This window comes from Brevundimonas sp. ALps5 (genome assembly GCF_058681645.1).
Genome location: NZ_CM178744.1, coordinates 2,115,942 through 2,138,425, shown reverse-complemented (window position 1 = coordinate 2,138,425; position 22,484 = coordinate 2,115,942). Strand labels below are relative to the sequence as shown.

25 protein-coding genes are annotated in these 22,484 nt (G+C 68.5%); 11 read left to right on the top strand and 14 right to left on the bottom strand.

Annotated features, from left to right (window positions below; all coding sequences use genetic code 11):
• Positions 1-68: 68 nt before the first annotated feature.
• From ACW172_RS10380 to ACW172_RS10355, 6 genes are all read right to left on the bottom strand, one after another.
• Entirely contained in the window at positions 69-701 is a 633-nt protein-coding gene (locus tag ACW172_RS10380) for a LysE family translocator (protein ID WP_492031456.1), read from the bottom strand.
• A 153-nt stretch (positions 702-854) separates the two neighbouring features.
• Positions 855-1,448, bottom strand: a complete 594-nt coding sequence (locus tag ACW172_RS10375) for a hypothetical protein (protein ID WP_492031455.1) — start codon at positions 1,446-1,448, stop codon at positions 855-857.
• 93 nt (positions 1,449-1,541) lie between these two features.
• Positions 1,542-2,024 carry a hypothetical protein gene (locus tag ACW172_RS10370; RefSeq protein WP_492031454.1) on the bottom strand — a complete coding sequence of 161 codons (483 nt, stop codon included), beginning with the start codon at positions 2,022-2,024 and terminating at the stop codon, positions 1,542-1,544.
• Positions 2,025-2,033: 9 nt separating this feature from the next.
• Complete coding sequence (locus tag ACW172_RS10365) at positions 2,034-2,501, bottom strand: translation initiation factor IF-2 (protein ID WP_492031453.1); 468 nt, start codon at positions 2,499-2,501, stop codon at positions 2,034-2,036.
• Between the two features lie 48 nt (positions 2,502-2,549).
• The gene (locus tag ACW172_RS10360) at positions 2,550-3,785 is read right to left on the bottom strand and encodes an argininosuccinate synthase (RefSeq protein WP_492031452.1); all 1,236 of its coding nucleotides are present in this window, start codon (positions 3,783-3,785) and stop codon (positions 2,550-2,552) included.
• A gap of 97 nt (positions 3,786-3,882) precedes the next feature.
• Positions 3,883-4,791 carry a MurR/RpiR family transcriptional regulator gene (locus ACW172_RS10355; RefSeq protein ID WP_492031451.1) on the bottom strand — a complete coding sequence of 303 codons (909 nt, stop codon included), beginning with the start codon at positions 4,789-4,791 and terminating at the stop codon, positions 3,883-3,885.
• Between the two features lie 113 nt (positions 4,792-4,904).
• On the opposite strand from ACW172_RS10355, the gene ACW172_RS10350 reads away from it, so the two are divergent.
• On the top strand, positions 4,905-5,891 hold the full coding sequence (locus ACW172_RS10350; protein WP_492031450.1) for a DUF2268 domain-containing putative Zn-dependent protease: 987 nt from the start codon (positions 4,905-4,907) through the stop codon (positions 5,889-5,891).
• A 7-nt stretch (positions 5,892-5,898) separates the two neighbouring features.
• Here ACW172_RS10350 and ACW172_RS10345 read toward each other — a convergent pair whose 3' ends face one another.
• Positions 5,899-6,777, bottom strand: coding sequence for a UTP--glucose-1-phosphate uridylyltransferase (locus ACW172_RS10345; protein ID WP_492031449.1), 879 nt, complete (start codon positions 6,775-6,777; stop codon positions 5,899-5,901).
• Between the two features lie 104 nt (positions 6,778-6,881).
• Positions 6,882-8,702 carry a glutamine--fructose-6-phosphate transaminase (isomerizing) gene (glmS, locus tag ACW172_RS10340; protein WP_492031448.1) on the bottom strand — a complete coding sequence of 607 codons (1,821 nt, stop codon included), beginning with the start codon at positions 8,700-8,702 and terminating at the stop codon, positions 6,882-6,884.
• Positions 8,703-8,832: 130 nt separating this feature from the next.
• Between glmS and glmM the strand changes: the two genes are divergently transcribed.
• Entirely contained in the window at positions 8,833-10,182 is a 1,350-nt protein-coding gene (gene glmM, locus ACW172_RS10335) for a phosphoglucosamine mutase (RefSeq protein ID WP_492031447.1), read from the top strand.
• Positions 10,183-10,198: 16 nt separating this feature from the next.
• Here glmM and ACW172_RS10330 read toward each other — a convergent pair whose 3' ends face one another.
• Positions 10,199-10,456, bottom strand: coding sequence for an Lrp/AsnC family transcriptional regulator (locus ACW172_RS10330; RefSeq protein WP_207870513.1), 258 nt, complete (start codon positions 10,454-10,456; stop codon positions 10,199-10,201).
• 44 nt (positions 10,457-10,500) lie between these two features.
• Here ACW172_RS10330 and ACW172_RS10325 point away from each other — a divergent pair, with 44 nt between their 5' ends.
• The gene (locus ACW172_RS10325; RefSeq protein ID WP_492031446.1) at positions 10,501-11,304 is read left to right on the top strand and encodes an alpha/beta hydrolase; all 804 of its coding nucleotides are present in this window, start codon (positions 10,501-10,503) and stop codon (positions 11,302-11,304) included.
• A gap of 92 nt (positions 11,305-11,396) precedes the next feature.
• Positions 11,397-12,074, top strand: a complete 678-nt coding sequence (locus ACW172_RS10320) for a bifunctional 4-hydroxy-2-oxoglutarate aldolase/2-dehydro-3-deoxy-phosphogluconate aldolase (protein WP_492031445.1) — start codon at positions 11,397-11,399, stop codon at positions 12,072-12,074.
• 142 nt (positions 12,075-12,216) lie between these two features.
• Here ACW172_RS10320 and ACW172_RS10315 read toward each other — a convergent pair whose 3' ends face one another.
• Positions 12,217-12,636 carry a hypothetical protein gene (locus ACW172_RS10315; RefSeq protein WP_492031444.1) on the bottom strand — a complete coding sequence of 140 codons (420 nt, stop codon included), beginning with the start codon at positions 12,634-12,636 and terminating at the stop codon, positions 12,217-12,219.
• Between the two features lie 236 nt (positions 12,637-12,872).
• On the opposite strand from ACW172_RS10315, the gene ACW172_RS10310 reads away from it, so the two are divergent.
• On the top strand, positions 12,873-15,683 hold the full coding sequence (locus ACW172_RS10310; RefSeq protein ID WP_492031443.1) for a M16 family metallopeptidase: 2,811 nt from the start codon (positions 12,873-12,875) through the stop codon (positions 15,681-15,683).
• 6 nt (positions 15,684-15,689) lie between these two features.
• Positions 15,690-15,914, top strand: a complete 225-nt coding sequence (locus ACW172_RS10305; RefSeq protein WP_492031442.1) for a hypothetical protein — start codon at positions 15,690-15,692, stop codon at positions 15,912-15,914.
• A 28-nt stretch (positions 15,915-15,942) separates the two neighbouring features.
• Here ACW172_RS10305 and ACW172_RS10300 read toward each other — a convergent pair whose 3' ends face one another.
• Genes ACW172_RS10300 through ACW172_RS10290 form a run of 3 tightly spaced genes read right to left on the bottom strand, consistent with a single transcriptional unit; the run spans position 15,943 to position 18,135 of the window.
• Complete coding sequence (locus ACW172_RS10300) at positions 15,943-16,293, bottom strand: DUF6559 family protein (protein ID WP_492031441.1); 351 nt, start codon at positions 16,291-16,293, stop codon at positions 15,943-15,945.
• Between the two features lie 14 nt (positions 16,294-16,307).
• Complete coding sequence (locus ACW172_RS10295) at positions 16,308-17,090, bottom strand: SseB family protein (RefSeq protein WP_492031440.1); 783 nt, start codon at positions 17,088-17,090, stop codon at positions 16,308-16,310.
• A 52-nt stretch (positions 17,091-17,142) separates the two neighbouring features.
• Positions 17,143-18,135, bottom strand: coding sequence for a hypothetical protein (locus ACW172_RS10290; protein ID WP_492031439.1), 993 nt, complete (start codon positions 18,133-18,135; stop codon positions 17,143-17,145).
• 94 nt (positions 18,136-18,229) lie between these two features.
• Here ACW172_RS10290 and ACW172_RS10285 point away from each other — a divergent pair, with 94 nt between their 5' ends.
• From ACW172_RS10285 to ACW172_RS10275, 3 genes are all read left to right on the top strand, one after another.
• On the top strand, positions 18,230-18,574 hold the full coding sequence (locus ACW172_RS10285; protein WP_492031438.1) for an ArsR/SmtB family transcription factor: 345 nt from the start codon (positions 18,230-18,232) through the stop codon (positions 18,572-18,574).
• 89 nt (positions 18,575-18,663) lie between these two features.
• Positions 18,664-19,275: an aquaporin gene (locus ACW172_RS10280; protein ID WP_492034972.1), complete on the top strand. Its 612-nt coding sequence runs from the start codon at positions 18,664-18,666 to the stop codon at positions 19,273-19,275.
• The gene (locus tag ACW172_RS10275; RefSeq protein WP_492031437.1) at positions 19,272-19,697 is read left to right on the top strand and encodes an arsenate reductase family protein; all 426 of its coding nucleotides are present in this window, start codon (positions 19,272-19,274) and stop codon (positions 19,695-19,697) included. The genes ACW172_RS10280 and ACW172_RS10275 overlap by 4 nt, the downstream gene beginning before the upstream one ends.
• A 52-nt stretch (positions 19,698-19,749) precedes the next feature.
• On the opposite strand, the gene ACW172_RS10270 is transcribed toward ACW172_RS10275, so the two are convergent.
• A complete protein-coding gene (locus ACW172_RS10270; RefSeq protein WP_492034971.1) occupies positions 19,750-20,292 on the bottom strand; it encodes an OmpA family protein in 543 nt (180 codons plus the stop codon).
• 360 nt (positions 20,293-20,652) lie between these two features.
• On the opposite strand from ACW172_RS10270, the gene ACW172_RS10265 reads away from it, so the two are divergent.
• On the top strand, positions 20,653-21,441 hold the full coding sequence (locus ACW172_RS10265) for a hypothetical protein (RefSeq protein WP_492031436.1): 789 nt from the start codon (positions 20,653-20,655) through the stop codon (positions 21,439-21,441).
• A gap of 211 nt (positions 21,442-21,652) precedes the next feature.
• Complete coding sequence (locus tag ACW172_RS10260; protein WP_492031435.1) at positions 21,653-22,483, top strand: alpha/beta fold hydrolase; 831 nt, start codon at positions 21,653-21,655, stop codon at positions 22,481-22,483.
• The last annotated feature ends 1 nt before the right edge of the window (position 22,484 follow it).

Sequence of the window (22,484 nt, the reverse complement as noted above, 5' to 3'; positions counted from 1 at the left end):
TGACGGCCGCGCGGCCGCCTTTTCTGCTCAACGGGTGATAACCGTATCCGTTCCGGACCGGTAACCCATTACAATCGTGAAACAATCAGAACCGCGGCAAGCAAAAGCAGGACGCCGACGAAAATCCCGAACCCGCGCCGAAACCGGGGCTCCGACAGGCGGCGGGCCAGTGCGGCTCCACCTAGACCGTAAGCGCTCATGGCCAGCACGTCCATGCTGATGGTGGCCATCGCGAACAACAACAGTTGCGGAACGATCGGCCGGTTCACATCCAGGAATGGGGGCAGGACGGCGGTGAAGAAGAGGATGGCCTTGGGGTTGGCGATCTGGACCATGAAGCCGTTCACGATGGCGCTGCGGTCGCGCACCGTGACGATGGCTTTCGGCTGGCCTTCATTGGCGAAGGCGCCGCGCAGGGCCTTGATCCCCAGCCAGGCGACGTAGAGGGCGCCGCCGATGGCGACCAGTTTGAACACCTGCGGAAAGGCCGCCACCAGAGCGCCGAGGCCCAGGGCCGCCGCCCCGAACCAGACCAGGGTCGCCGCATTCATTCCGACCACGCTCTGCAGGGCCGCCGCCCTGCCCCGCTCCACCCCGACGGCGACCTGGAAGACGTTGGCCGGGCCGGGCGTGATCGCCATCACCGCCATGACGCCCAGAAAGGCGCCGTACAGATGCGGATCGACAGGAAGGCTGGTCATCCGCGGGCTTTCGGCCACGCAGGGTCCTCAGGTCAAGCTTCCCAACGAAAAGGGCCGGCCTTTCGGCCGGCCCTTACCCCGGGTCGAGGTGGGGGAACCTCTTGGCGACCCGGAGGACTGATCCCGTTCCAGTTCTGGGGAGAGTGGGCGGGCTCAGCGGTGCGAATGCGGCGTGTGATGGGCATTCGCGTCAGCGGCGGCGGCTTCTGCGTCCGCCTCCGCATCCCGGGCGGCCTCTGCGGCCTCGGCCTTGTCGTCGTCACCGGCGTCGGCGATCGCGTCCATGGCCTGGTCGACGCCGTACTGGGCCATCAGCCCGTAGGTGACCATCTGCTCCGGATCGTTCTGGGCCCAGGCGCCGTTGCGGGCCATGCCCGCCGCACCGGTCAGGGCGGCCTGAACCTCGGGAGTGTCCAGGGCCTCATGGACCAGGGCGTCGACGTCGATATTGGCCAGGGCTTCCGAGGCGATCTGGCCCGCGTGCTGGCTGACCACGGCGGTGAAGACGGCGACCTCGGGCTGGTACTCCGACCACAGGGTGGCGATCTTCATTTCGCGCTGGGCGTCGGTCAGGGACTTGTCGTCATTGATAGCCTCGGCGCGCGCGCCGAAGGCTTCCATCCGGGCCTCGAAGGCGTTGGCGGCCTCTTCGATGGCGGCTTCGGACGGGGTCTTGCGCTCGTCGGCGACCGCCTGCGTCAGGGGCAGGACGGCCAGGGCGGCGGCGAGGCTCAGGATCTTGATCATGGCGCGGCTTCCTTGCGGGGACCCAGGCGGGGGCCCGAGCGGGGTGTGGGGGCAAAATCCTCCCCGAACCCCGCTACCGCAAGTTACTTCGCGTTAAGGCGCCGGAGGGGTCGTCGCGGGCGCGACGGACGGCGCCGCCAGATGGTGGTCGCGGATCAGCCCGGGCATGTCGCGGATCTGCTGGACCGCCTCGCGCGCCCGGACACCGTCTTCAGGGGCGACGGGGCGGCTGGCGATCAGGGCGGCGACCATCTCGGCGAAGGCGTCGGCGCCGGGCTGGTATCTGGCGACGATGGCGTTGGTGGCGGTCTTCAGGGCGGCGGGGTCGGCGCCCGAGACGATCTTCGCCGTCTCGAGTTCCTTGGCCATCTCGTCCATCCGGGTCTCGAAGGCGGCGGCGGCGGCCTCGACCGCCGCCTCGTCCGGAACCGGCGTCGTCGCGGGTGCGGCCGCGGACGGGGCGGTCCGCACAGGGCCGTCGTCAGTCTGCCTGGCGTCCTGGGCGGTCGCCGCCGACGCCGCGAACACGGCGACGGCGACGGCGACGGCGATGCTCAGAGCCGGAACGAGGCGCACGCGGAGGCCTTACTGGACCGGAGCCGGAGCCGGGGCGGCGGCCGGGGCGGCAGCGGCGCCTTCGAACTGGGCGCGCATCATGGCCGGCAGGTTGCGCATCTGCGGCAGGCCCTGGTCGAGCTCGGCCTGCATCTGGGCCTTCTTGTCCGCCGGCGCGGCCGCGATTTCCTTGTCGGCGAAAGCCTGGACGGCGTCGACGAAGGCGTCGACCTCGGGCTGGTACTTGGCCTGAATGGCGTCCAGATCGGTCTTCTTCTTGGCGGCGTCGGCGCCGTCGGCGGTCGCGGCGGCCTGCATTTCCTGCATCATAGCCTGCATGCGCGCGCCGAAGGCGTCGGCCTTGGCCTCGAAGGCGGCCTCTTCCGGCGACGGCGCCGCTTCGGCCGGTGCGGCCTGCGGGGCCGGAGCGGTCTGGGCAAAGGCTGGAGCCGAGAAAGCCAGGGCCGCAGCGGCCGCCAGCAGGGTCAGTTTACGCATCGCATGTCTCTCGAATGGAGATGAAAGGAGCAGGCACTTGGGTCGGCGTCAGCCCCGCGCGTTGCGCTTGGCCAGCACCCGCAGACGCAGGGCGTTCAACTTGATGAAGCCTGCGGCGTCATTATGGTCATAGGCCTGAACGCCCTCTTCGAAGGTCACCAGGTCCTGGTCGTAGAGGCTGTAGGGGCTCTCGCGGCCGATGATCGTGACATTGCCCTTGTAGAGCTTGACCGTCACCGTCCCCGACACCTTCTGCTGGGAATAGTCGATGGCCGCCTGCAGCATCTCACGCTCCGGGGCGAACCAGAAGCCGTTGTAGATCAGCTCGGCGTATTTGGGCATCAGCTGGTCCTTCAGGTGCATCGAGCCCCCGTCCAGCGTGATGGATTCCATACCGCGGTGGGCGGCCAGAAGGATGGTGCCGCCCGGGGTCTCATAGACGCCGCGCGACTTCATCCCGACGTAGCGGTTCTCGACCAGGTCCAGACGGCCGACGCCGTTATCGTGGCCCAGACGGTTCAGCTCGGTCAGCAGGGTCGCCGGCGACATGGCCACGCCGTCGATGGCGACCGGGTCGCCCTTCTCGAAGGTCATGGTGAAGACGTGCGGCTTGTCGGGCGCGTCTTCCGGCGAAATGGTGCGCTGGTGGACGAACTCGGGGGCCTCGACCGCCGGGTCTTCCAGCACCTTGCCCTCGGACGAGGAGTGCAGAAGGTTGGCGTCGACCGAGAACGGGGCCTCGCCGCGCTTGTCCTTGGCGATCGGGATCTGGTTCTTTTCGGCGAAGTCCAGCAGGGCTTCGCGGCTGCGGTATTCCCACTCGCGCCAGGGGGCGATGACGCGGATGTCGGGCTCCAGGGCGTAATAGCCGATCTCGAAGCGGACCTGGTCGTTGCCCTTGCCGGTCGCGCCGTGACAGACGGCGTCGGCGCCGACCTGACGGGCGATCTCGATCTGGCGCTTGGCGATCAGCGGCCGGGCGATCGAGGTGCCCAGCAGATACTGGCCCTCATAGACGGCGTTGGCGCGGAACATCGGGAAGACGAAGTCGCGCACGAACTCCTCGCGCAGGTCGTCGATGAAGATGTTCTCGGGCTTGATGCCCATCTTCAGCGCCTTCTCGCGCGCCGGGCCCAGCTCTTCGCCCTGGCCCAGGTCGGCGGTGAAGGTCACGACCTCGGCGTTATATTCGGTCTGCAGCCACTTCAGGATGATCGAGGTGTCCAGACCGCCGGAATAGGCGAGGACGACCTTCTTGACGGGCTTGTCGGAAGCTTTGGACATGGCGGAAGACCTTGGGAGCGGCGCGGACGGGTGTTGGGCGCGCTTAAACGGCCTCACGCCCCGCGATGCAAGGGCCGGAATGTGACGGGCCCGGCTTCTACTGCGCCTGCCCCTCCCCCCGGGAAGCCGGCGTGATCACCGATGGGCCCAACAGGGATGTCAGCCGCGCCGACCGCCGCATCACCGCGTCGTCGCCCAGGACGTCCGCCGTTCCCCTGAGAAGGGCGTCGATGGCCGCCATGGCGCCGGCGCCCGCTCCGGTCAGGACGAAGCCGGGCTTGCGCGGCACGATGATACTGATGTCGTTGAATGGAACCAGCGGCGAGTCCGGGCTGTCGGTAATGCCGATGATCGGGACTTTCTGGGCGTTCAGGTCGGCGGCGACCGTCAGCCCGGCCCCGGAATAGCGGGCGAAGGCGATCTGCAGCGCCACATCCTCCGGACCGGCGTCCAGCAGCCGGCGCTGCGCCCCTTCGCCGCCGCCGCTGTCGACGAGGACGCGGCAACCCGGCCTCAGGGCGGAAAGGCAGAATTCCGCATACTGGGCCAGAAACGCGCTGCTTCCGAAGCCCACGAGCCAGACCGTCCGCGCCGTCGCCAGTTTCGACGAAGCCATGGCGAATCGGCCCCAGCCGCCCAAGGGCGCGATCTCCCGCAGCCGGGCGGCGTCGTCCTCGAGCGACATCCGCCAAGGGTCGCCGGAAACGCGCGCCTGGGCCATCACCTCGCCGAATGTCTCGATCGACCGCAGGGTGTCGCGAAGTTCCTCATGCAGCATCCGTTTGAGTTCGGGATGGCCGGACAGGCCGAGACGGCCGCTGAACCGGTTGGCGGTCGCTTCCGAGACACCTGCCGCCCGGGCGAGGTCCTTCAGCGTCATTAGCGCCGCCTCGTGCGGCGACGACAGGATGAACTCTGCGACGCTCCGGTGCCCGGCGCTCAGGTCGGCGAAGCGGGCGGCGATGACGCCGAGGATCAGCGAAGGCGGCGGGGCGGCATCGGTCATCGGGCTGCCTATGAAATTTAAAATTCATTCATTTGTACATCATGCAATTTTAGTTGCATACGCGTTTTCGCAGGCCGGTGGCCGCCCCTTAAAGTCCAGTGTGGAGAGACCTCATGGCCAGATCCCTTTTGCTGTCGCTGCTGATCTGCATTGCCGCGGCCTCCGGTTCGGCCCGGGCCCAGAACGCCGGCGCGCTCGACCCGGCCACGATCGCGGTCGTCGGCGATGACGTGCCCCGCTTCTGGGCCGCCTATGACGCGGTGCGCGCCGAACCGGACGTCGTCCGACAACGGGCCCTGTTCGAAAGCCTCTATGTCGCGCCCGGCACCGACGGCCTGCATGCCTTCATGGAGGCCAAGGGCTATACGGTCGACACCTACCTCGACGCGATCCGAAACTACCCGGCCTACTGGGACACGATCCGCCCTCGTACGGCTCTGGCGGCGCCCGCCCTGACCCGGCTGGAAGGCCATCTGGCCCGCTTTCGCCAACTCTATCCGGACCTGCGCCCGGCCGGGGTCTATTTCGAGATCGGCGCCCTGCGCTCGGGCGGCACGACCCTCGAGGACAAGGTGCTGATCGGAGTGGAAATGGCCACTGGCGACGACAGCGTGGACACCTCCGAAATGCCGGACCGGCTGCGGCGGTTCTTCGCCGGCTATTTCGCCAGCAAGCCGCTGGACAACCTCGACCTGCTTGCGGTCCATGAGTTCGTACACACTCAGGAGCGCGGCGAGCGGCACACCCTGCTGGCCCAGGCCGTCTATGAAGGCGTCGCCGATTTCGTCGCCGAACAGGTCACGGGCCGTCTGCCCGACCTGCCCTATGTCGCCTACGGTCCGGCCAATGACGCGGCCGTGAAGGCGGCCTTCCGGCAGGACATGATGGCCAATGACTATGACCGCTGGCTCTACAACAACACCGACAACGCCTTCGGAACCCGTGATCTCGGCTATTACGTCGGCTACGCTATCGTCTCGCGCTGGTACGACCGGGCGATGGACAAGAGCGCCGCGTTGAAGGCGATGATCGAACTCGATTTCAGCGACACGACCGCGATCCGGAGGCTGGTGGACGCCTCAGGCTATTTCGACGACTGAGCCCGCGTCAGAGCAGGTCCGCGATCGCCGCGCGGGCCGCGTCGCCGAGGGTCTGGTGCTTCAGCGCATAGGCGACATTGGCGCGCAGCAGACCGACCGCGTCGCCGCAGTCATAGGTCGTTCCCTCGTATTCCAGGGCGTGGAAGTCCCTGACCTTCATCAGCCGGGCCATGGCGTCGGTCAGCTGGATCTCGCCGCCCGCGCCGGTCTGCTGATCGGCCAGCAGGGGGAAGATGTCGGGGGTCAGGACATAGCGGCCCGAGATGAACAGGTTCGACGGCTCGGTGCCCAGCGGGGGCTTCTCGACCATGCCGGTCATGCGGTTCAGCCGGCCGTCCTGACCGTCCAGAGCCACGATGCCGTACTTATAGGTCTCGCCCTCGGGGGCGGGCTCGACCACGACGATGTTGCCGCCGGTCTTTTCATGGGCGGCGATGGCCTGACCGAGCGCCGGCGTGTCGGCCATCATCAGCATGTCGGGCAGGATGACCGCGAAGGGCTCGTCGCCGATCAGGTCGCGGGCGCAGAAGACGGCGTGACCGAGACCCAACGGGGCCATCTGGCGCACGAAGCTCATCTCACCGGGCTTGGGCAGGTCGGCCTGGACCAGCTGCAGGATGTCATCCTTGCCCTTGGCCTTCAGGATGGCCTCGATCTCATAGGCGTGGTCGAAATAGTCCTCGACCGCCGTCTGGCCGCGCCCGACCACGAAGATGAAATGCTCGATCCCCGCCGCGCGGGCTTCCTCGACGATGTGCGACAGGATCGGCCGGTCGAAGACATTGAGCATATTCTTCGGCGTGGTCTTGGCGGCGGGCAGGACCCGCGTCCCCAGACCGGCGACAGGAAGCACGGCCTTGCGCACGCGAGGAGTAGCAGACGACATCAAGATCCAGCCCGGGGAGTTCTTCTGACAGCCGAACGATCATAGGCCGGTTTGCGTTGCCGGTGGAACCCGGCCTGCGCCCCGACGTGTTCGGTCAAGCGTCGTTACTCGACCGTGACGGACTTGGCGAGGTTTCTCGGCTGATCGACGTCGGCGCCCTTCACCACGGCCACATGATAGGCCAGCAGCTGGATAGGGGCGGACATCACCAGGGCCGAGACCAGCGGATCGCTGGCCGGGGCCGTGACCACGACGCGGGCGCCTGCGGGTGCGTGTTTCGCCCCTTCCGGATCAGTGATGAAGACCACCTGGCCACCGCGCGCCATGACCTCGCTCATGTTCGAGGCCGACTTCTCGAACCAGCTGTCGTAGGGCGCCAGGATGATGATCGGCGTCTTGTCGTCGACCAGGGCGATCGGGCCGTGCTTCAGCTCGCCCGCGGCATAGCCCTCGGCGTGGATATAGCTGATTTCCTTCAGCTTCAGCGCCCCCTCCAGCGCCAGGGCCGACATCGGACCCCGACCCAGGAACAGGACGTCGCGGGCCTTGGCGATGTCGACGGCGATCTCCTTGAGCGCATCTTCCAGGCCGATGGCCTCGGCGATCAGGCGCGGCGCTTCCAGCATCACCTTGACCATCCGCTCTTCCTCGGCGGCGTCGATCATGCCGCGCGACTTGGCGGCGGCGACGGCCAGGGCGATCATCACCGAAACCTGGGCGGTGAAGGCCTTGGTCGAGGCGACGCCGATCTCGGGGCCACAGTGGATCGGCCAGACCACGTCGACCTCGCGGGCCATGGTCGATTCCTGGGCGTTCACGACGACCGCGCTCTTCATCCCCCTGGCCTTGCAGTAGCGCAGGGCGGCCAGGGTGTCGGCGGTCTCGCCCGACTGGGACATGGCGATGACCAGCGAGCTCGGGCGCAGAGCCGGCTGGCGATAGCGGAACTCCGACGCGATCTCGACGTCGACCGGCAGGTCGGCCAGCTGTTCGATCAGATATTTGCCGATGACGCCGGCGATATAGGAGGTGCCGCAGGCGACGATCTGGATCCGCTCCAGCGCCTTGAAGTCGAGGTCGCCGGGCATGGCGGCGCGCGAGGTCAGGGCGTCGACATAGGCCGAGATGGTGCGCTGGCAGCCCTCGGGCTGATCATGGATCTCCTTTTCCATGAAGTGCCGGTAGTTGCCCTTCTCCATCATGACGGCGGAGGTCGGCACGACCTTCACGGGCCGGGCGACGGCCGCGCCCGAGGCGTCGAAGATGCGGGCGCTGTCGTGGTCGATGGCGACGTAGTCGCCCTCTTCCAGATAGATGACGCGGTTGGTGAAGGGGCCGACGGCCAGGGCGTCCGAGCCCAGGAACATCTCGCCCTGCCCCTCGCCGACCACCAGCGGACTGCCGCGGCGGGCGCCGAGGATCAGATCGTCCGCGCCCTCGATCAGCACGGCCAGGGCATAGGCGCCCGTCAGCCGGTCCAGCGTCGCCTTGAAGGCGTCCAGCGGCGCCAGACCCGTCGCCAGCTCGGCGTCGATCAGCTGGGCGATCACCTCGGTATCGGTATCGCTTTCGAAGGTGCGTCCAGCCGATGCAAGCTCAGCCTTCAGCTCGGCGAAATTCTCGATGATGCCGTTGTGGACCAGGGTCACACGGCCGGCGGTGTGGGGGTGGGCGTTCTTGACGTTCGGTGCGCCGTGGGTCGCCCAGCGCACATGGCCGATCCCATTCTGGGCGACCAGGGGCTGTTCAGCCAGCACGGCCTCCAGGTTCTTGATCTTGCCCTGGGCCCGGCGGCGCTCGACCTTACCGTCCACGACGGCCGCGACGCCGGCCGAGTCATAGCCGCGGTACTCGAGCCGCTTGAGGCTGTCGATCAGCCGGTCCGCGACGGGTTGCGTTCCGACGATGCCGATGATGCCGCACATGATATTCGCTCCACGGGGAATGAACCCAGCTCGCCTCTATGGGATATTAGGACTCCACGCTGCTAAAATGGCGTTTCGGATGATTTCCGGACCCGGATAAGAAGCGGGCGCGACTGCAGGGAGACCCGTCATGGGCGACAGGAAATATTTCGGCACCGACGGCATTCGCGGCAAGGCCAATGTCTCGCCGATGACCGCAGAGGTCGCCCTGCGCGTCGGTCTGGCCGCCGGACGCCTGTTCATGTCGGGCGACGACCGCCGCCATCTGGTGGTCATCGGCAAGGACACCCGGCTGTCGGGCTATATGCTGGAGCCCGCCCTGGTCGCCGGCTTCGCCTCGGTCGGCATGGACGTGCGCACCTTCGGCCCCCTGCCGACGCCGGGCGTGGCCATGATGACCCGCTCGATGCGCGCCGACCTCGGCGTCATGATCTCGGCCAGCCACAACGACTATGCCGACAACGGCATCAAGCTGTTCGGTCCCGACGGCTACAAGCTGTCCGACGAGATCGAGCTCAAGATCGAGGCCCTGATGGACGCCAGCCTCGACGCGGGCCTCGCCCCGTCCAACCGCCTTGGCCGGGTCAAGCGTCACGACGAGGTGCCGGCCCGCTATATCGAGATCGCCAAGTCCGCCTTCCCCAAACGCCTCAGCCTCAAGGGCCTGCGCGTCGCCATCGATTGCGCCAACGGCGCCGGTTACAAGGTCGCGCCCACCACCCTCTATGAACTGGGCGCCGAGGTCTTCCCCGTGGGCGTCGAGCCCAACGGCACCAATATCAACGCCGACTGCGGCTCGACACATCCCCAGACCCTGGCCGACGCGGTCAAACGCTACCGCGCCGACATCGGCATCGCGCTCGACGGCGACGCCGACCGGGTCATCATCTGCGACGAGAAGGGCCAGGTCGTCGACGGCGACCAGATCATGGCCCTGGTCGGCCTCGACTTCGCGCGGCGCGGCCGCCTCAGCGGCGGCGGCGTGGTCGCCACCGTCATGTCCAATCTCGGTCTCGAACGCCGTCTGAAGGCCGAGGGCCTGACGCTGGAGCGGACCAAGGTCGGCGACCGCTATGTCATGGAGCGGATGCGCGAGGGCGGCTTCAACATCGGCGGCGAACAGTCGGGCCACATCATCCTGCACGACCACGCCACCACCGGCGACGGCCTGATGGCGGCGCTTCAGGTCCTGGCCGTGCTGGTCGAGAGCGGCAAGCCGATGAGCGAACTGGCCCGCCAGTTCGACCCCGTCCCGCAACTGCTCGAAAACGTCCGCTTCACCGCCGGCAAGCCGCTGGAGAGCGCCGGCGTCAAGGCCGCCATCGCCGAGGCCGAAAGCGCCCTGAACGGCACGGGCCGCCTTCTGGTCCGCCCCTCGGGCACCGAAAAACTGATCCGCGTCATGGCCGAGGGCGACGACGAGGCCCTGGTCAAACGGGTGGTGTCGGACGTGTCTGCGGCGGTGCGTTCGGCGGGTTAACCCCCGCCCGCGCGCGCTACTTCCCGCTGGGCAGGAATGGCGAGAAGGTAATCACCGTGAAGGTGTCGCGGATGTGCGGCCGGGTCTGGACGGATTTCGTGACGAAGGTCCCGATGTCCATTTCCTTCGGCAGTTGGAACTTGGCCAGCAGGTCGTACTGGCCCGAGGTCGAATAGACCTCCGAGACATTCTCGACATTGTCCACGATGTCGGCGGCGACGTCGTTGGCGTGCCCCAGCTCGCATTTGATGAAGACGAAGATGGCGGTCATCATGGCGGCGGCTCCCGGGTGTTTCGGGTTCTCTAGCGGATGGTTGCGTGACAGACGAGATCGATCTGGAGGCGGAGTACAACAACCGCGCCCGCGTCCCCGACCACATGGAGGCCATGGGGCGGTGGAAGGCGACGGCCGAGGCCGCGCGCGCTGACCATCCGCCCGAGACGATCGCCTATGGCCCGGGGCCGCGGGAGGTCATGGACCTCTTCTCCGCCGGCCCTGACGCGCCGGTCGCCGTCTTCCTGCACGGCGGCTACTGGCAGGCGCTGGACAAGGACTGGTTCAGCGGCCTCGCTCCGGCCCTGCTGCAGCACGGCGTCAGCCTCGCCGTCCCCTCCTATGACCTCGCTCCCAACGTGCGGCTGTCGAAGATCCTCGAACAGGTCCGCGCGGCCGTCGACCTGATCCGCGCCCGGACCGGCAAACGCCCGCTCGTCTTCGGCCATTCGGCGGGCGGCCATATGTCGGCGGGCATGCTGTCCGAGGGCCGCGCCTCGGCCGCCCTGGCCATCTCCGGCGTCTTCGACCTGCGGCCTCTGGTCGGGACCTCGATCAACACGGCGCTGGACCTCAACCTCAACGAGGCCGCCGCCCTGTCGCCGGTCTTCTGGCCCATCCCCAACGGCTCGACCCCCGGCGGCACCGTGCTGGACTGCGTCGTCGGCGGCGAGGAGAGCCCGGAGTTCCTGCGCCAGTCGCGGATGATGGCCGACCACTGGGGCGCCAACGGCGTCCAGACCCGCTACGAGGCCCTGCCGGGCCTGAACCATTTCACCGTCCTGGGCCCGCTGCTCGATGCGGACAGCGCCCTGGTGAAGCGGATCGTCGAACTGGCGAAACAATAAGTTCCGCTTCCCAACCTTCCCCGCAGACCACCGGTTGCGATAGGACACCCCCAGCCCGGACCGACACCGGTCCCACCAGCCAGAGCCTCCCGATGCGCCACAACCGTCTGACCGTCCTGACCGCCCTCGAAGCGCAAGGCGTCGCTCCGGTCTTCTACCATCCGGATCCCGAGGTCTGCCTGAACATCATCCGCGCCTGCGCGCGCGGCGGCGCCCCGGCGGTCGAGTTCACCAACCGGGGCGATTTCGCCGCCGACCTGTTCGGCGAGATCCACCGCGAACTGATCCGCACCGACCCGGAAGTCGTGCTCGGCATCGGCTCCATCGTCGACGCCCCGACGGCCGCTCTTTACATGTCGCGCGGCGCCCGCTTCGTGGTCTCCCCCTGCCTGGTTCCGGAAGTGGCCAAGGTCTGCAACCGCCACATGGTCGCCTATTTCCCGGGCTGTGGCTCGGTGACCGACATCGGCGAGGCCCAGGAACTGGGCTGCGAGATCGTCAAGCTGTTCCCGGGCTCCAGCGTCGGCGGCGCCGACTTCGTCAAGGCGGTGCTCGGCCCGATGCCCTGGACCAAGATCATGCCGACCGGCGGCGTCGACCCGGATGAGGCCTCCATCGCCAAATGGTTCGGCGCCGGCATCGTCGCGGCGGGCATGGGCTCCAAGCTGATCACCGATGCCGCGATCAAGGCCAAGGACTGGGCCGGCATCGAGGCCAATGTGAAGATGGCCGTCGACAACATCGCAGCGTTCCGGGCCAGCAAGAAATAATCACCGTCATCCTCGGGCTCGTCCCGAGGACCCATGGTTCGGCATTTCGGAAGATCGGTTGAGCCGCGGCTTGCAAGCATCGACGTCCCGCGCGCTGGCGTCTGGGTCCTCGGGACGAGCCCGAGGATGACGGATCGTGTGGTCAGCGCTTCCTGAACCGGCTGGCCTCCGCCGCCAGGTTCGAGCCCCAGTCCGTCTCCTTGACGTCCGGCTCGGCCACGAACGGCAGTTCGCCCGCGACACCACGCATCGCCAGCGCCAGCGGCAGGGCCAGATGCGGCAGCAGGCGCAGGGGTTTGCGCTTCTTGTCCGTGACGTCCCAGCCCTCGGCCTCGAACAGTTCGACCATGTCGGACGGCGCCAGCCGTTCGATCCGGTCCCAGTCGGAGGGGCGTTCCGTCTCCTCGGCCGCCTCCAGCGACAGGCCGAACAGGGCGACCGAAAGCGCGTCGATCTCCTCCAACCCCTCGGGCATGTCGGGATCGGCGAAGCGCGGCTTCATCAGCGCCTTCAGCTCCAGGGCGTCGACGCCGGGCAGGTCTCTGAGGGTTCGCGAGGTCATGGCCGACGGTTTAGCGCTTGCCCCCCGCCCCGAACAGGCCCCCGGGCTGTTGAGGCGTCCTGTCGCAGTCGCTGTTACCGTAAATTACAGTCTCGTAACTTCCGCCCCACCGACAGGCTGATACGGTCCCGCATCCCCTGACGCGTCCCGGAGTTCCGCCCATGTCCCGCCTCGCCCCCCTTCGCGGACTCGTTTTCGGTTGTTCACTGCTGGCGCTCGCCGCCGGAGCCCCCGCGATGGCGCAGACCGCGCCCTCCGCCGCCAGTCTGGAGGCCCTGACTCCGCCGCCCCTGAACTTCACCCACCGGACCCTGGCCAACGGGCTGAACGTCTACGCCATGCCTGATGCGACCGCCGGCACGGTGACGGTGCAGGTCTGGTACGACGTCGGCGGCAAGGACGATCCGGAGGGCCGTTCGGGCTTCGCCCACCTGTTCGAACACATCCTGTCGCGCAAGACCGTCAACCTGCCCTACGGCCAGATCTCGACCATGGTCGAGAACGCCGGCGGCGCCCGCAACGCCTCCACCGGTCAGGACACCACCAACTATTACGAGACCGTCCCGCCGCAATATCTGCAGCAGATGCTGTGGACCCACGCCGAGCGGATGGCCCGGCCCGTGGTCGATCAGGCGGTGTTCGACGCCGAACGCTCCATCGTCAAGGAAGAGCTGCGCCAGCGCGTCTACGCCCCGCCCTATGGCCGCCTCGGCGTCTTCATCATCGGCGATAACGCCTATGACGACCACATCTATCGCCGTCAGGTGATCGGCTCGATCGAACAGCTGGACACCGCCACCCTGCCCGACGCCCTGGCCTTCCACGAAGCCTACTATCGCCCGGCGACCGCGACCCTGATCGTCTCCGGCAACTTTGATCCGGCCCAGCTGGACCAGTGGGTCGACCAGTATTTCGCGGGCATCGAGAACCCCGACCGCCCCGTCCCCCATTTCGAACGCCCGGCCTTCGTCAAGCGGACCCAGCCGCGTTCGATCGTGGCCTATGCTCCCAACGTCCCCCTGCCCGCCGTCGCCGCCATCTGGCAGGGCGTCGATGCCTCCAGCGCGGACGGTCCGGCCCTGGACGTCCTGAGCGCCATCCTGTCGCGCGGCGAATCCAGCCGCCTCTACCAGTCGCTGGTCTATTCGAAACAGCTGGCCTCCTCGGCCTTCCTGCGCGCCTCGACCGACGACGAGGAAGGCGGCTCCATCACCGCCCAGGTCACGGTCGCCCAGGGCAAGTCCATCGACGAGGCCGAGGCCGCGCTCAACATTGAACTGGACCGCGTCCGCAACGAGCCGGTGACCGCCGCCGAACTGCTGGAGGCCCAGACCGAGATTCTGGCCCAGGAGCTGCGCGGCCGCGAGACCGCCTCGGGCCGCGCCTTCTCGCTCGGTTCGGCCGTCATCGCCGAACATGATCCGTCCGGCCCCGACAAGCGCATCGCCGCGGTCAAGGCCGTGACCATCGCCGACGTTCAGCGCGTCGCCCGCCAGTATCTCGACGACAGCGGCCGGGTCTCGATCCGCTATCTCGACGACAGCCAGCGCCCCGCCGGCACCCCCGACTTCGACCATCAGACCGGCTGGAAGAACCCGGCCCCGGTCCCGACCTTCCTGACCGTGCCGCCCGCCATCCTGCCGCCCAATGCGTTGAAGCCCGAGGGCGAGCGCGAGGCCCCGCCGCCGCTGGGCGCCGCCCGCCCGGCCGTCGCCCCGGTGATCGCTGAACGCACCCTGTCGAACGGTCTGCGCGTCATCGTGGCGAAATCGACCGACCTGCCGATCATGAACGCCCAGCTGGTCATCGCCGGCGGCGCCGCGGCCGATCCGACCGCCCGTCCGGGTCTGGCCTCCATGACCGCGAACCTCGCCACCCAGGGCGCCGGCGGCCGCACCGCGCCCGAGATCGCCCGCACCCTCGAGGCGCTCGGCGCCAATATCGGCGGCGGGGCCGGGGCGGATTCGACCACCCTGTTCGTCTCGGCGCCCAAGGCTTCGGCCGAGGCCGTCGGGGCGGTCCTTTCCGACGTCGTACAGAAGCCGACCTATTCGCCGGAAGAGCTGGAGAGGTCGCGCGTCCAGTCGGTCAATGCCCTGCGCGTCGCCCTGCGTCAGCCGGGCCCGCTGGCCACCCAGGTTCTCAACCGCATCGCCTATGGCGCCGCCCCCTATGGCGCGCCCTCGGGCGGCACCGTGGTCTCGCTCGGCGCCATCTCGCGCGACGAGATCGTCGACTTCCACGACCAGTGGTGGCGTCCGGACAACGCCGCCCTGATCATCACCGGCGGCATGACGGCCGAAGAGGGCTTCGCCTTCGCCGAACGCACCCTGGGCGGCTGGGCCAGGCCCGCCAACGCCGCCCCGACCATCGGCGCCCGCGCCGGTGACGTTCAGGCGCCGCGCGTGGTGGTCATCGACCTGCCCGGCTCGGGTCAGGCCGCCGTCTCCGCCGCCGTACGCGGTCCGAACCGCTCCGATCCGTCCTTCTATCCGCTGGCGGTCGCCAACGCCGTCATCGGCGGCGGCCAGAACGGCCATCTGTTCCAGGAAGTCCGGGCCAAGCGCGGCCTCAGCTACGGCGCCTATTCGGCCCTCGGCTCGCGCGTCGACAGCGCCCTGCTGACCGCCTCGACCCAGACCAAGAACGAGAGCGCGGCCGACGTCGTCGAACTGGTCCTGACCGAGCTGGACCGGCTGAAGACCGAGACCGTCACCTCGACAGCCGCCACCGACCGCGAGACCTTCCTGACCGGCGGCTTCTCGCGCTCGATCGAGACCACGGGCGGCCTCGGCGGCTTCCTCGCCGACGCCGTGACCCTGGGCCTGCCGCTGGACGAGAGCACGGCCTATGCGACGAAGATCGACGCCGTGACGCCCGAGACGATCCAGGCCGCCGCCGTCGCCACCCTGGGCGCCGACCGGGCCTATGTCGTGGTGGTCGGGGACTCGGCCCAGTTCCTGCCGGCCCTGCGCGAGAAACATCCCGATCTGGTCGTCATCCCGGCCGCGTCGCTCGACCTCGGCAGCCCGACGCTGGGGCTGTAGGGCGCGATGCGGCTGAGGATCGCCGCGCCCGGCTGGATGGCCACGGCGGTCCTCTGGCCGGTCGCGATCCTCATCGCCGTTGGAAACCTCTTGGGCGATTGCGTCCCCGAGGCCGCGTGCCCGACGGAAGCCTCACGCCGCCTGACGGTGCTCGCCATCCTCGCGGGTGCGGCCCTGCTCAACGCGGCCTTGATCGTGCTGATCGCCCTGCCGGGGCGCGACGGGCGCTAGCGCCGCAAGAGGGTCACTCCGCTCCCTCTCAGTGGGGCGCCGATGCGCCCTGGCTCGCCGCATCGGCATTGCTGATGGGCGTGAAGGCATAGGGGCTCGGGCCGCTCCACGGCACGAGGCCGAAGAATTTCCGTCGGGCGGCGTCGTAGAAAATCGGCGACCGCCCCTCGGTGACCGCGTCGAAATCCGTTTCGGTGAGATAGGCGGCGTAGGCGATCGCCCGATAGGGACCTTTGACCTTCAACGCGGCCAATCCCGCGTCGATCTGGCCGACGGTATAGAACTCGGACCCGCCCCATCCCTTTTGGAGAAGCTGCGGCAGCCGGCGGGCCAGACGCCACGCCACCACATTGGCACTCAGCTCGCCCAGCCAGGTCATGTCCGATGTCTCCCTCAGACCACCCGCACCCCGACGCCGTCTTCCTTCGCCGGGCCGACCGCCACGTCCAGGGTGTCGTCGCCGAAGCTGACGCCGTGGACGGCGCGTTGGACCATGGCGCGGATCTCGTCCATCGGCCTCTGGGTGCGGACGTCCAGATACCAGCCAGAGCGCCCGACCTCGCTCCAGTGGGCGCGGGCCAGCCAGGCGGCGGTGATCCCGGTGCCGCCCACGGGGCCGAAGGCGGCGGCCAGTTTCTCGACCAGCACGGCGGGCACGGAGTCCGGAACGCTCAGGCTGACCTTGCCCGACGGCTTGCCGCCCGGCGACATCGTAGCCTCGGCCTGACGCGCGGCGGCGGCCAGAAGGGCGGCGATGTCGTCCTGCTGGAACAGCATCACCCGGGTCGAGCCGGGATTGAGAATGATCGGCCCCTCGCGGAACAGGTGCAGGACCTGACGCCCATTCATGGCGATGAAGGTGGTGTCCTCGCCCCACATCGCCTGCAGCCGGCGCGGATCGGTGAAAACCCCGGCGGCGACGCGGCCGTCATCCAGGGTCACGCCCTTGACGTCCATCCCCTCGTCGGGGCGCAGGGTGCGCATGCCGGTGGCGCCGGGCTGGATGCCGGCCAGGGTCGCCCCGTCGGGCGCCAGGAACAGGTCGACGGTCGGCAGGATGTCCTCGAACGCCCGCCAGTGCTTGGGATCGGCGAAGGCGGCGTCGATCACCTGCTCCAGTCCGTTCAGGGGTTTGTCGAGCGGGGCGGGCGAAGGCGCGGTCAGAAAATCGGTCATTCCCGATCCTTCACCGCCGGACAGGCGCGCGTCAATCGGGTGCGACCGATCTTCAGGCCGCGAGGCGGTCGATCAGCGGCGTCAACATCGAATCGCTCTCGGGCGCCAGTTCCTTCAGGAAGGCGATCAGGGCGCGCTCATTGTCGTCGAACGCCCCGTCGCGGCCGATGCGGTCGACCAGCCACAGCGCCTCCTCCCGATCAACCGGGGCGGCGGTCGTGGCGGCGCGGGCCTTCGCCTCCCAGTGATCCTCGATCAGGGTTTCCGCCTCGGGCTGCTTCAGACCCCAGGCCAGATAGCCGCTGAGCCAGTCGCCCATGCGGCCGAGGGTCGTCGGCAGGGGGCCATGGTCGCGCTCGTACTCGCCGAACGACCAGGCCTTCGGATCGGCCAGCCAGCGTTCGCGACGCAGGGCCTCCTCGCGGCCCACGGGCGCCCAGCCGGCGGCGGCGGTGACGGCGTTGGCCACGGCGCGCTTGAAGAAGTCGGTCCAGACCGGATCGTTGGCCGCGCCGCGCGTGGCGTCGTTCAGGGCGAACAGGGCCTCGGCCTCGACGCGGGAAATGGCCAGCCGGCCGGGGCCGGAGGGGGCGAACATCAGCCGGCGCATCCGCTCGACCTCGTCGGCGGTGATCACCCCGTCATTCTCGACCACGGCGCGGGTCACCAGCGACAGGCCGAAGGCGGACAGGCTGTCCGGCGCGGCGTCGGCCAGTTCCAGCACCCGCACGACCGTCTCCAGCTCGGTGCCGTTGCGGATCCGGCCGTCACGGCCGATGCGGGCGATCAACCAGTCGGCCTGGGCCTCGGTCACATAGCCGACGGGCGCCTGCTGACGCACCAGCCAGTCGGTCAGGGCCTCGACGAAGAACTCGCGCCATTCCTTGACCCGACGCTCGGTGCCCTCGTCGATCGTAAACAGGGCCTCGACCTCTTCGGCGGTCACGGTGATCTCGCCGAACACCTCGCGGCGCAGAGCCAGGACGTCATCGGTGGTCACTTCGCCGCGCGCGACGATGGCGGCGCAGAGGTCAGGCAGGGCCATGGCAATCTCCCGTTTCCCGGGAACCCTAGCCGGGACGCGGTTACGTCCGGACTAACGACATTGACGGCCTCGTTATTTCTATATTACTGGAAATATGGAATCGAATTCCGCCGCCGACATGCTGTCCGCCTTGGGCCATCCTGGGCGGCTCGCCGTCTTCCGCCTTCTGGTCAAGGCGGGGCCGGACGGGATGGCGGCCGGAGAGATCGCACGCACGCTCGAGGTCCTGCCCAACACCCTTTCGGCCAATCTGAACATCCTGTCCCAGGCTGGACTGACCGCGTCCCGCCGCGATGGCCGCTCGATCATCCACACGGCCCGTTTCGACCGGATGCAGGCGCTGCTGGGATGGCTGGTTGAGGACTGCTGCAACGGCCGCCCCGAGATATGCGCGCCTCTGGCCGAGACGGCGCGGGCCTGTGGCGAGCCAATGGCGTGACCGCCCAGACGCTCGCCCGCGCAACGCCGCTCGAGTTCGGTTTGTCCCGGCGGCTGACGGCCGAGGCCCTCGGCTCGGCCCTGTTGCTGATGATCGTGGTCGGCTCGGGGATCATGGGAGAACGGTTGTCCGGCGGGAACACAGGCCTCGCGCTTCTGGCCAACAGCCTCGCCACCGGCTGCGGTCTCGTCGTCCTGATCTGGATCTTCGGCCCGGTTTCCGGCGCCCATTTCAACCCGGTCGTGACCCTGATCGAGGCCCTGCGTCGCGACCTGCCGTGGCGCACGGCCCTGACCTATGTCCCGGCCCAGATCGCGGGCGCGGTGCTCGGCGTCTGGGCTGCCCACCTGATGTTCGGCCTGCCGGTGGTTCAGGTATCGACTCACGTCCGCGCGAGCGACGGCCAGATCGTCGCCGAGAGCGTCGCGACCTTCGGCCTGCTGGCGACCATCCTGGGAACCTCGCGCTTTCGCCCCGAGGCGACACCGGTCGCGGTCGGCCTCTACATCACCGCCGCCTACTGGTTCACCGCCTCGACGTCCTTCGCCAATCCGGCAGTCACTTTGGCCCGATCCCTGACCGACACCTTCGCCGGCATCGCCCCCGGCGGGGTTCCGGCCTTCATCCTCGCCCAGACTGTCGGGGCCCTTGCGGCGCTGGCGGTGTTCGGCTGGCTTCTCGACCCACGGAAAACGTCATGAGCGCCCCGGCCTCCCCGCCCGACTTCCCGATCGTCATCTTTCACAATCCTGACTGCGGCACCTCGCGCAACGTCGTCGCCATGGTGCAGGCGGCGGGCTATGCGCCGACCATCGTCGAGTATATGCAAACGGGGTGGTCGCAGGAGCAGCTGCTCGGCCTCGCGGCGCGGACGGGGCTCGGCCTGAAGGCCCTGCTGCGGACAAAGGGAACGCCCGCCGAAGCGCTCGGCCTGCTCGCCGACGATGTGACCGCCGCACAGATGGTGGAGGCCATGCTGGCCCACCCCATCCTCGTCAACCGGCCCCTCGTGGAGACGCCGAAGGGCGTGAAGCTGTGCCGTCCATCTGAGGTCGTGTTCGACCTGCTGGAACGGCGGCCGGACGTCTTCGTCAAGGAGGACGGCGAGATCGTCCGGGCCTGAAGTCAAAACGGGCGGCGGCCCTCGTACAAAAGCTCCGGGCCGCCGCCGTCGATTACGTCAGGACGACGATGGCCACCCGGCGGTTCTGGGCGCGGCCCTCGCGGGTGGTGTTCGGCGCGACCGGGGTCTCGGCGCCGTAGGAGATGGTCGACATCCGGTTCAGGGCGATGCCCTGACGGCTCAGCGACCGGCGAACCGCCTCGGCGCGCTGGGCGCCCAGTTCCTCGTTGTATTCCGGGCTGCCGGTGGAATCAGTGAAGCCCTGGATTTCGAGATAGACGTTGCGGTTCTCGCCCTTCAGACGCGTGGCCAGTTCGGCCAGACGCTGTTCGGCCTCCGGCGAAAGGTCGTGGGCGTCGGTCGGGAATTTGACCGAGTCGTCCGACAGCACGACCTGATAGAGGAACTTGCCCTCGGCCAGCTTGTGCGCGTCATTGGCGCGTTGAAGCGCCTGCCCCGCCGTGCCCTCGACCTGGGCCAGATGCTGGTCGGTGGCGTCGACGCGGGCGTCGACCACCGCGACATTGTCCCGTACGAAGCGATGTGAGGCGCAACCGCTCGCGGTGACGCCGACCATCATCACGACACCGGCCATGGCCACCGCGCGGGAGCTGAAACGCCCCTTGAAGGTGGTGCTGGGCGCGGCGCCCATGAATGTCGATCTGATCAAGATCAGTCTCCTTATTCCGGCGGAGCGCGACTCCCGCGTGAATGCGCAAGGCTCAGGTGCGGAGTCGGAATCGGCGGCAGAATGACCGGTAAAGGGCGGGATTACGTCAGCTTGACCATTGGATTTATTGGCCTTCATGACCTTTCGCGAAGCGAAAACGTCTGAACTCGCCGCCACGTTCCTGACGCGGGCGAATGATCTTTTTTTCGCGTGAGGACACCAACTTCATCGACACGCTCCGGAACCCGACGCCGACGCCTGGTCGCGATCGTCGCCAGTGTCGCCGTGCACGGTCTGGTCCTCGCCCTCCTCCTGCCCTTTGCCGCCGACGCCCCGACGCTCGAGGTCGAGCCGCCCGTCGTCGTCACCCTGACCCGCCCCGAGCCGCCCCCAATCGCCCCGCCCGCCCCCACGCCCGGCGCCGAAGCGGGCGGCGGCGCTCCCGCCGAAAAGGCCGAAAAGCCTACGCCGCCCAAGGCGCCTGAACCTGCCGCGCCCCTGCCGGCGCCCAAACCCGTCCCGGCTCCCGTCCGCCATCGCCCGGCCCGAACCCCGCCGCCCAGCGTCCCCACCGTCGTCGCGGCCGCCGCTCCCGCCTCGACCGAGGGCCAGATCTCCGTCGTCGGCGAGGCCCAGCTGGCCGGCGCCCTGACCGCCGGATCGGGTCAGGGCGCGGGTCCCGGCGACGGGTCCGGCCTCGGCTCCGGAAACGGCTCAGGCCCCGGCAGCGGAACCGGCGGCGGCCGCTGTGACATGGTCGAACGCCTCCAGACCGTGCTGCGTCGCGACGCCAACATCCGAGCCGTCGCCGCCGGTGCCCACGCCAGCCTCTCAGGCGGTCGCGGGGCTTTGCTCGTCTGGAACGGCGACTGGCTCAGAAATCCCGGGCAGGAGGGCAAGGGCCTGGCCGGCCTGCGTCAGGCCATCGCCGTCGAGGTCGCCTTCGCCCCTGCCGCCTGCCGCGCCCAGGTCGTCAACGGCCTGGTCCTGATCCGCCTCGGCGACGCCCCCGGCGACCCCCGTCTGGCGCTGGGCGCCGGCCGCTGGCGCTGGTCCGACCTGCTGGGCCTCTGACAACCAGGATCACCGTTCGATGACGGTCGCGGAATCCGAAACGGTCGTTTCGGAAACTGCGCCTTTCAGAAACAATGTGTTTCGACCGTTTCTATTTCCGATCCTCAGGGTTCGGGTAGCTTGACGTCACACCGGTCGCGGCGGCGACGAAAGCCCCCACCGGTGAGTGCCCAAGCTTTCGTTCCCCAACCCCACAGTCAGGACCAGAACCATGCCCTTCGTGAACGCCGCCGACGGTACACCCATCTTCTACAAGGACTGGGGCCCCAAGGACGCCCAGCCCATCGTCTTCCACCACGGCTGGCCCCTCAGCGCCGACGACTGGGACGCCCAGATGATGTTCTTCCTGGCCAAGGGCTATCGGGTCGTCGCCCACGACCGCCGCGGCCACGGCCGCTCGGGCCAGGCCTCCGAAGGCCACGACATGGACACCTACGCCGCCGACGCCGCGGCCGTCTATGAAGCCCTCGACCTCAGGAACGCCGTCCACATCGGTCACTCCACCGGCGGCGGCGAGGTCGTCCGCTATGTGGTCAAGCACGGCGCCGGCCGCGTCGCCAAGGCGGTCCTCGTCAGCGCCGTCCCGCCCCTGATGCTCAAGACCGAGGCCAACCCCGGCGGCCTGCCCATCGAGGTCTTCGACAGCTTCCGCGCCGGCACCGCCGCCAACCGCGCCCAGTTCTTCCGCGACGTCGCCGCCGGCCCCTTCTACGGCTTCAACCGCGAAGGCGTCGAACCCCAGGAAGGCGTCATCCAGAACTGGTGGCGTCAGGGCATGATGGGCTCGGTCAAGGCCCACTATGAAGGCATCAAGGCCTTCTCCGAGACCGACTTCACCGAGGACCTGAAGGCCATCACCGTCCCGACCCTGGTGATGCACGGCGACGACGACCAGGTGGTGCCGATCGCGGACTCCGCCCCCCTCTCCGCCGCCCTGGTGAAGGGCAGCCAGCTGAAGATCTACCCGGGCTATCCGCACGGCATGCTGACCACCCACGCCGACGTCATCAACCCCGACCTGCTGGCCTTCATCCAGGCCTGAC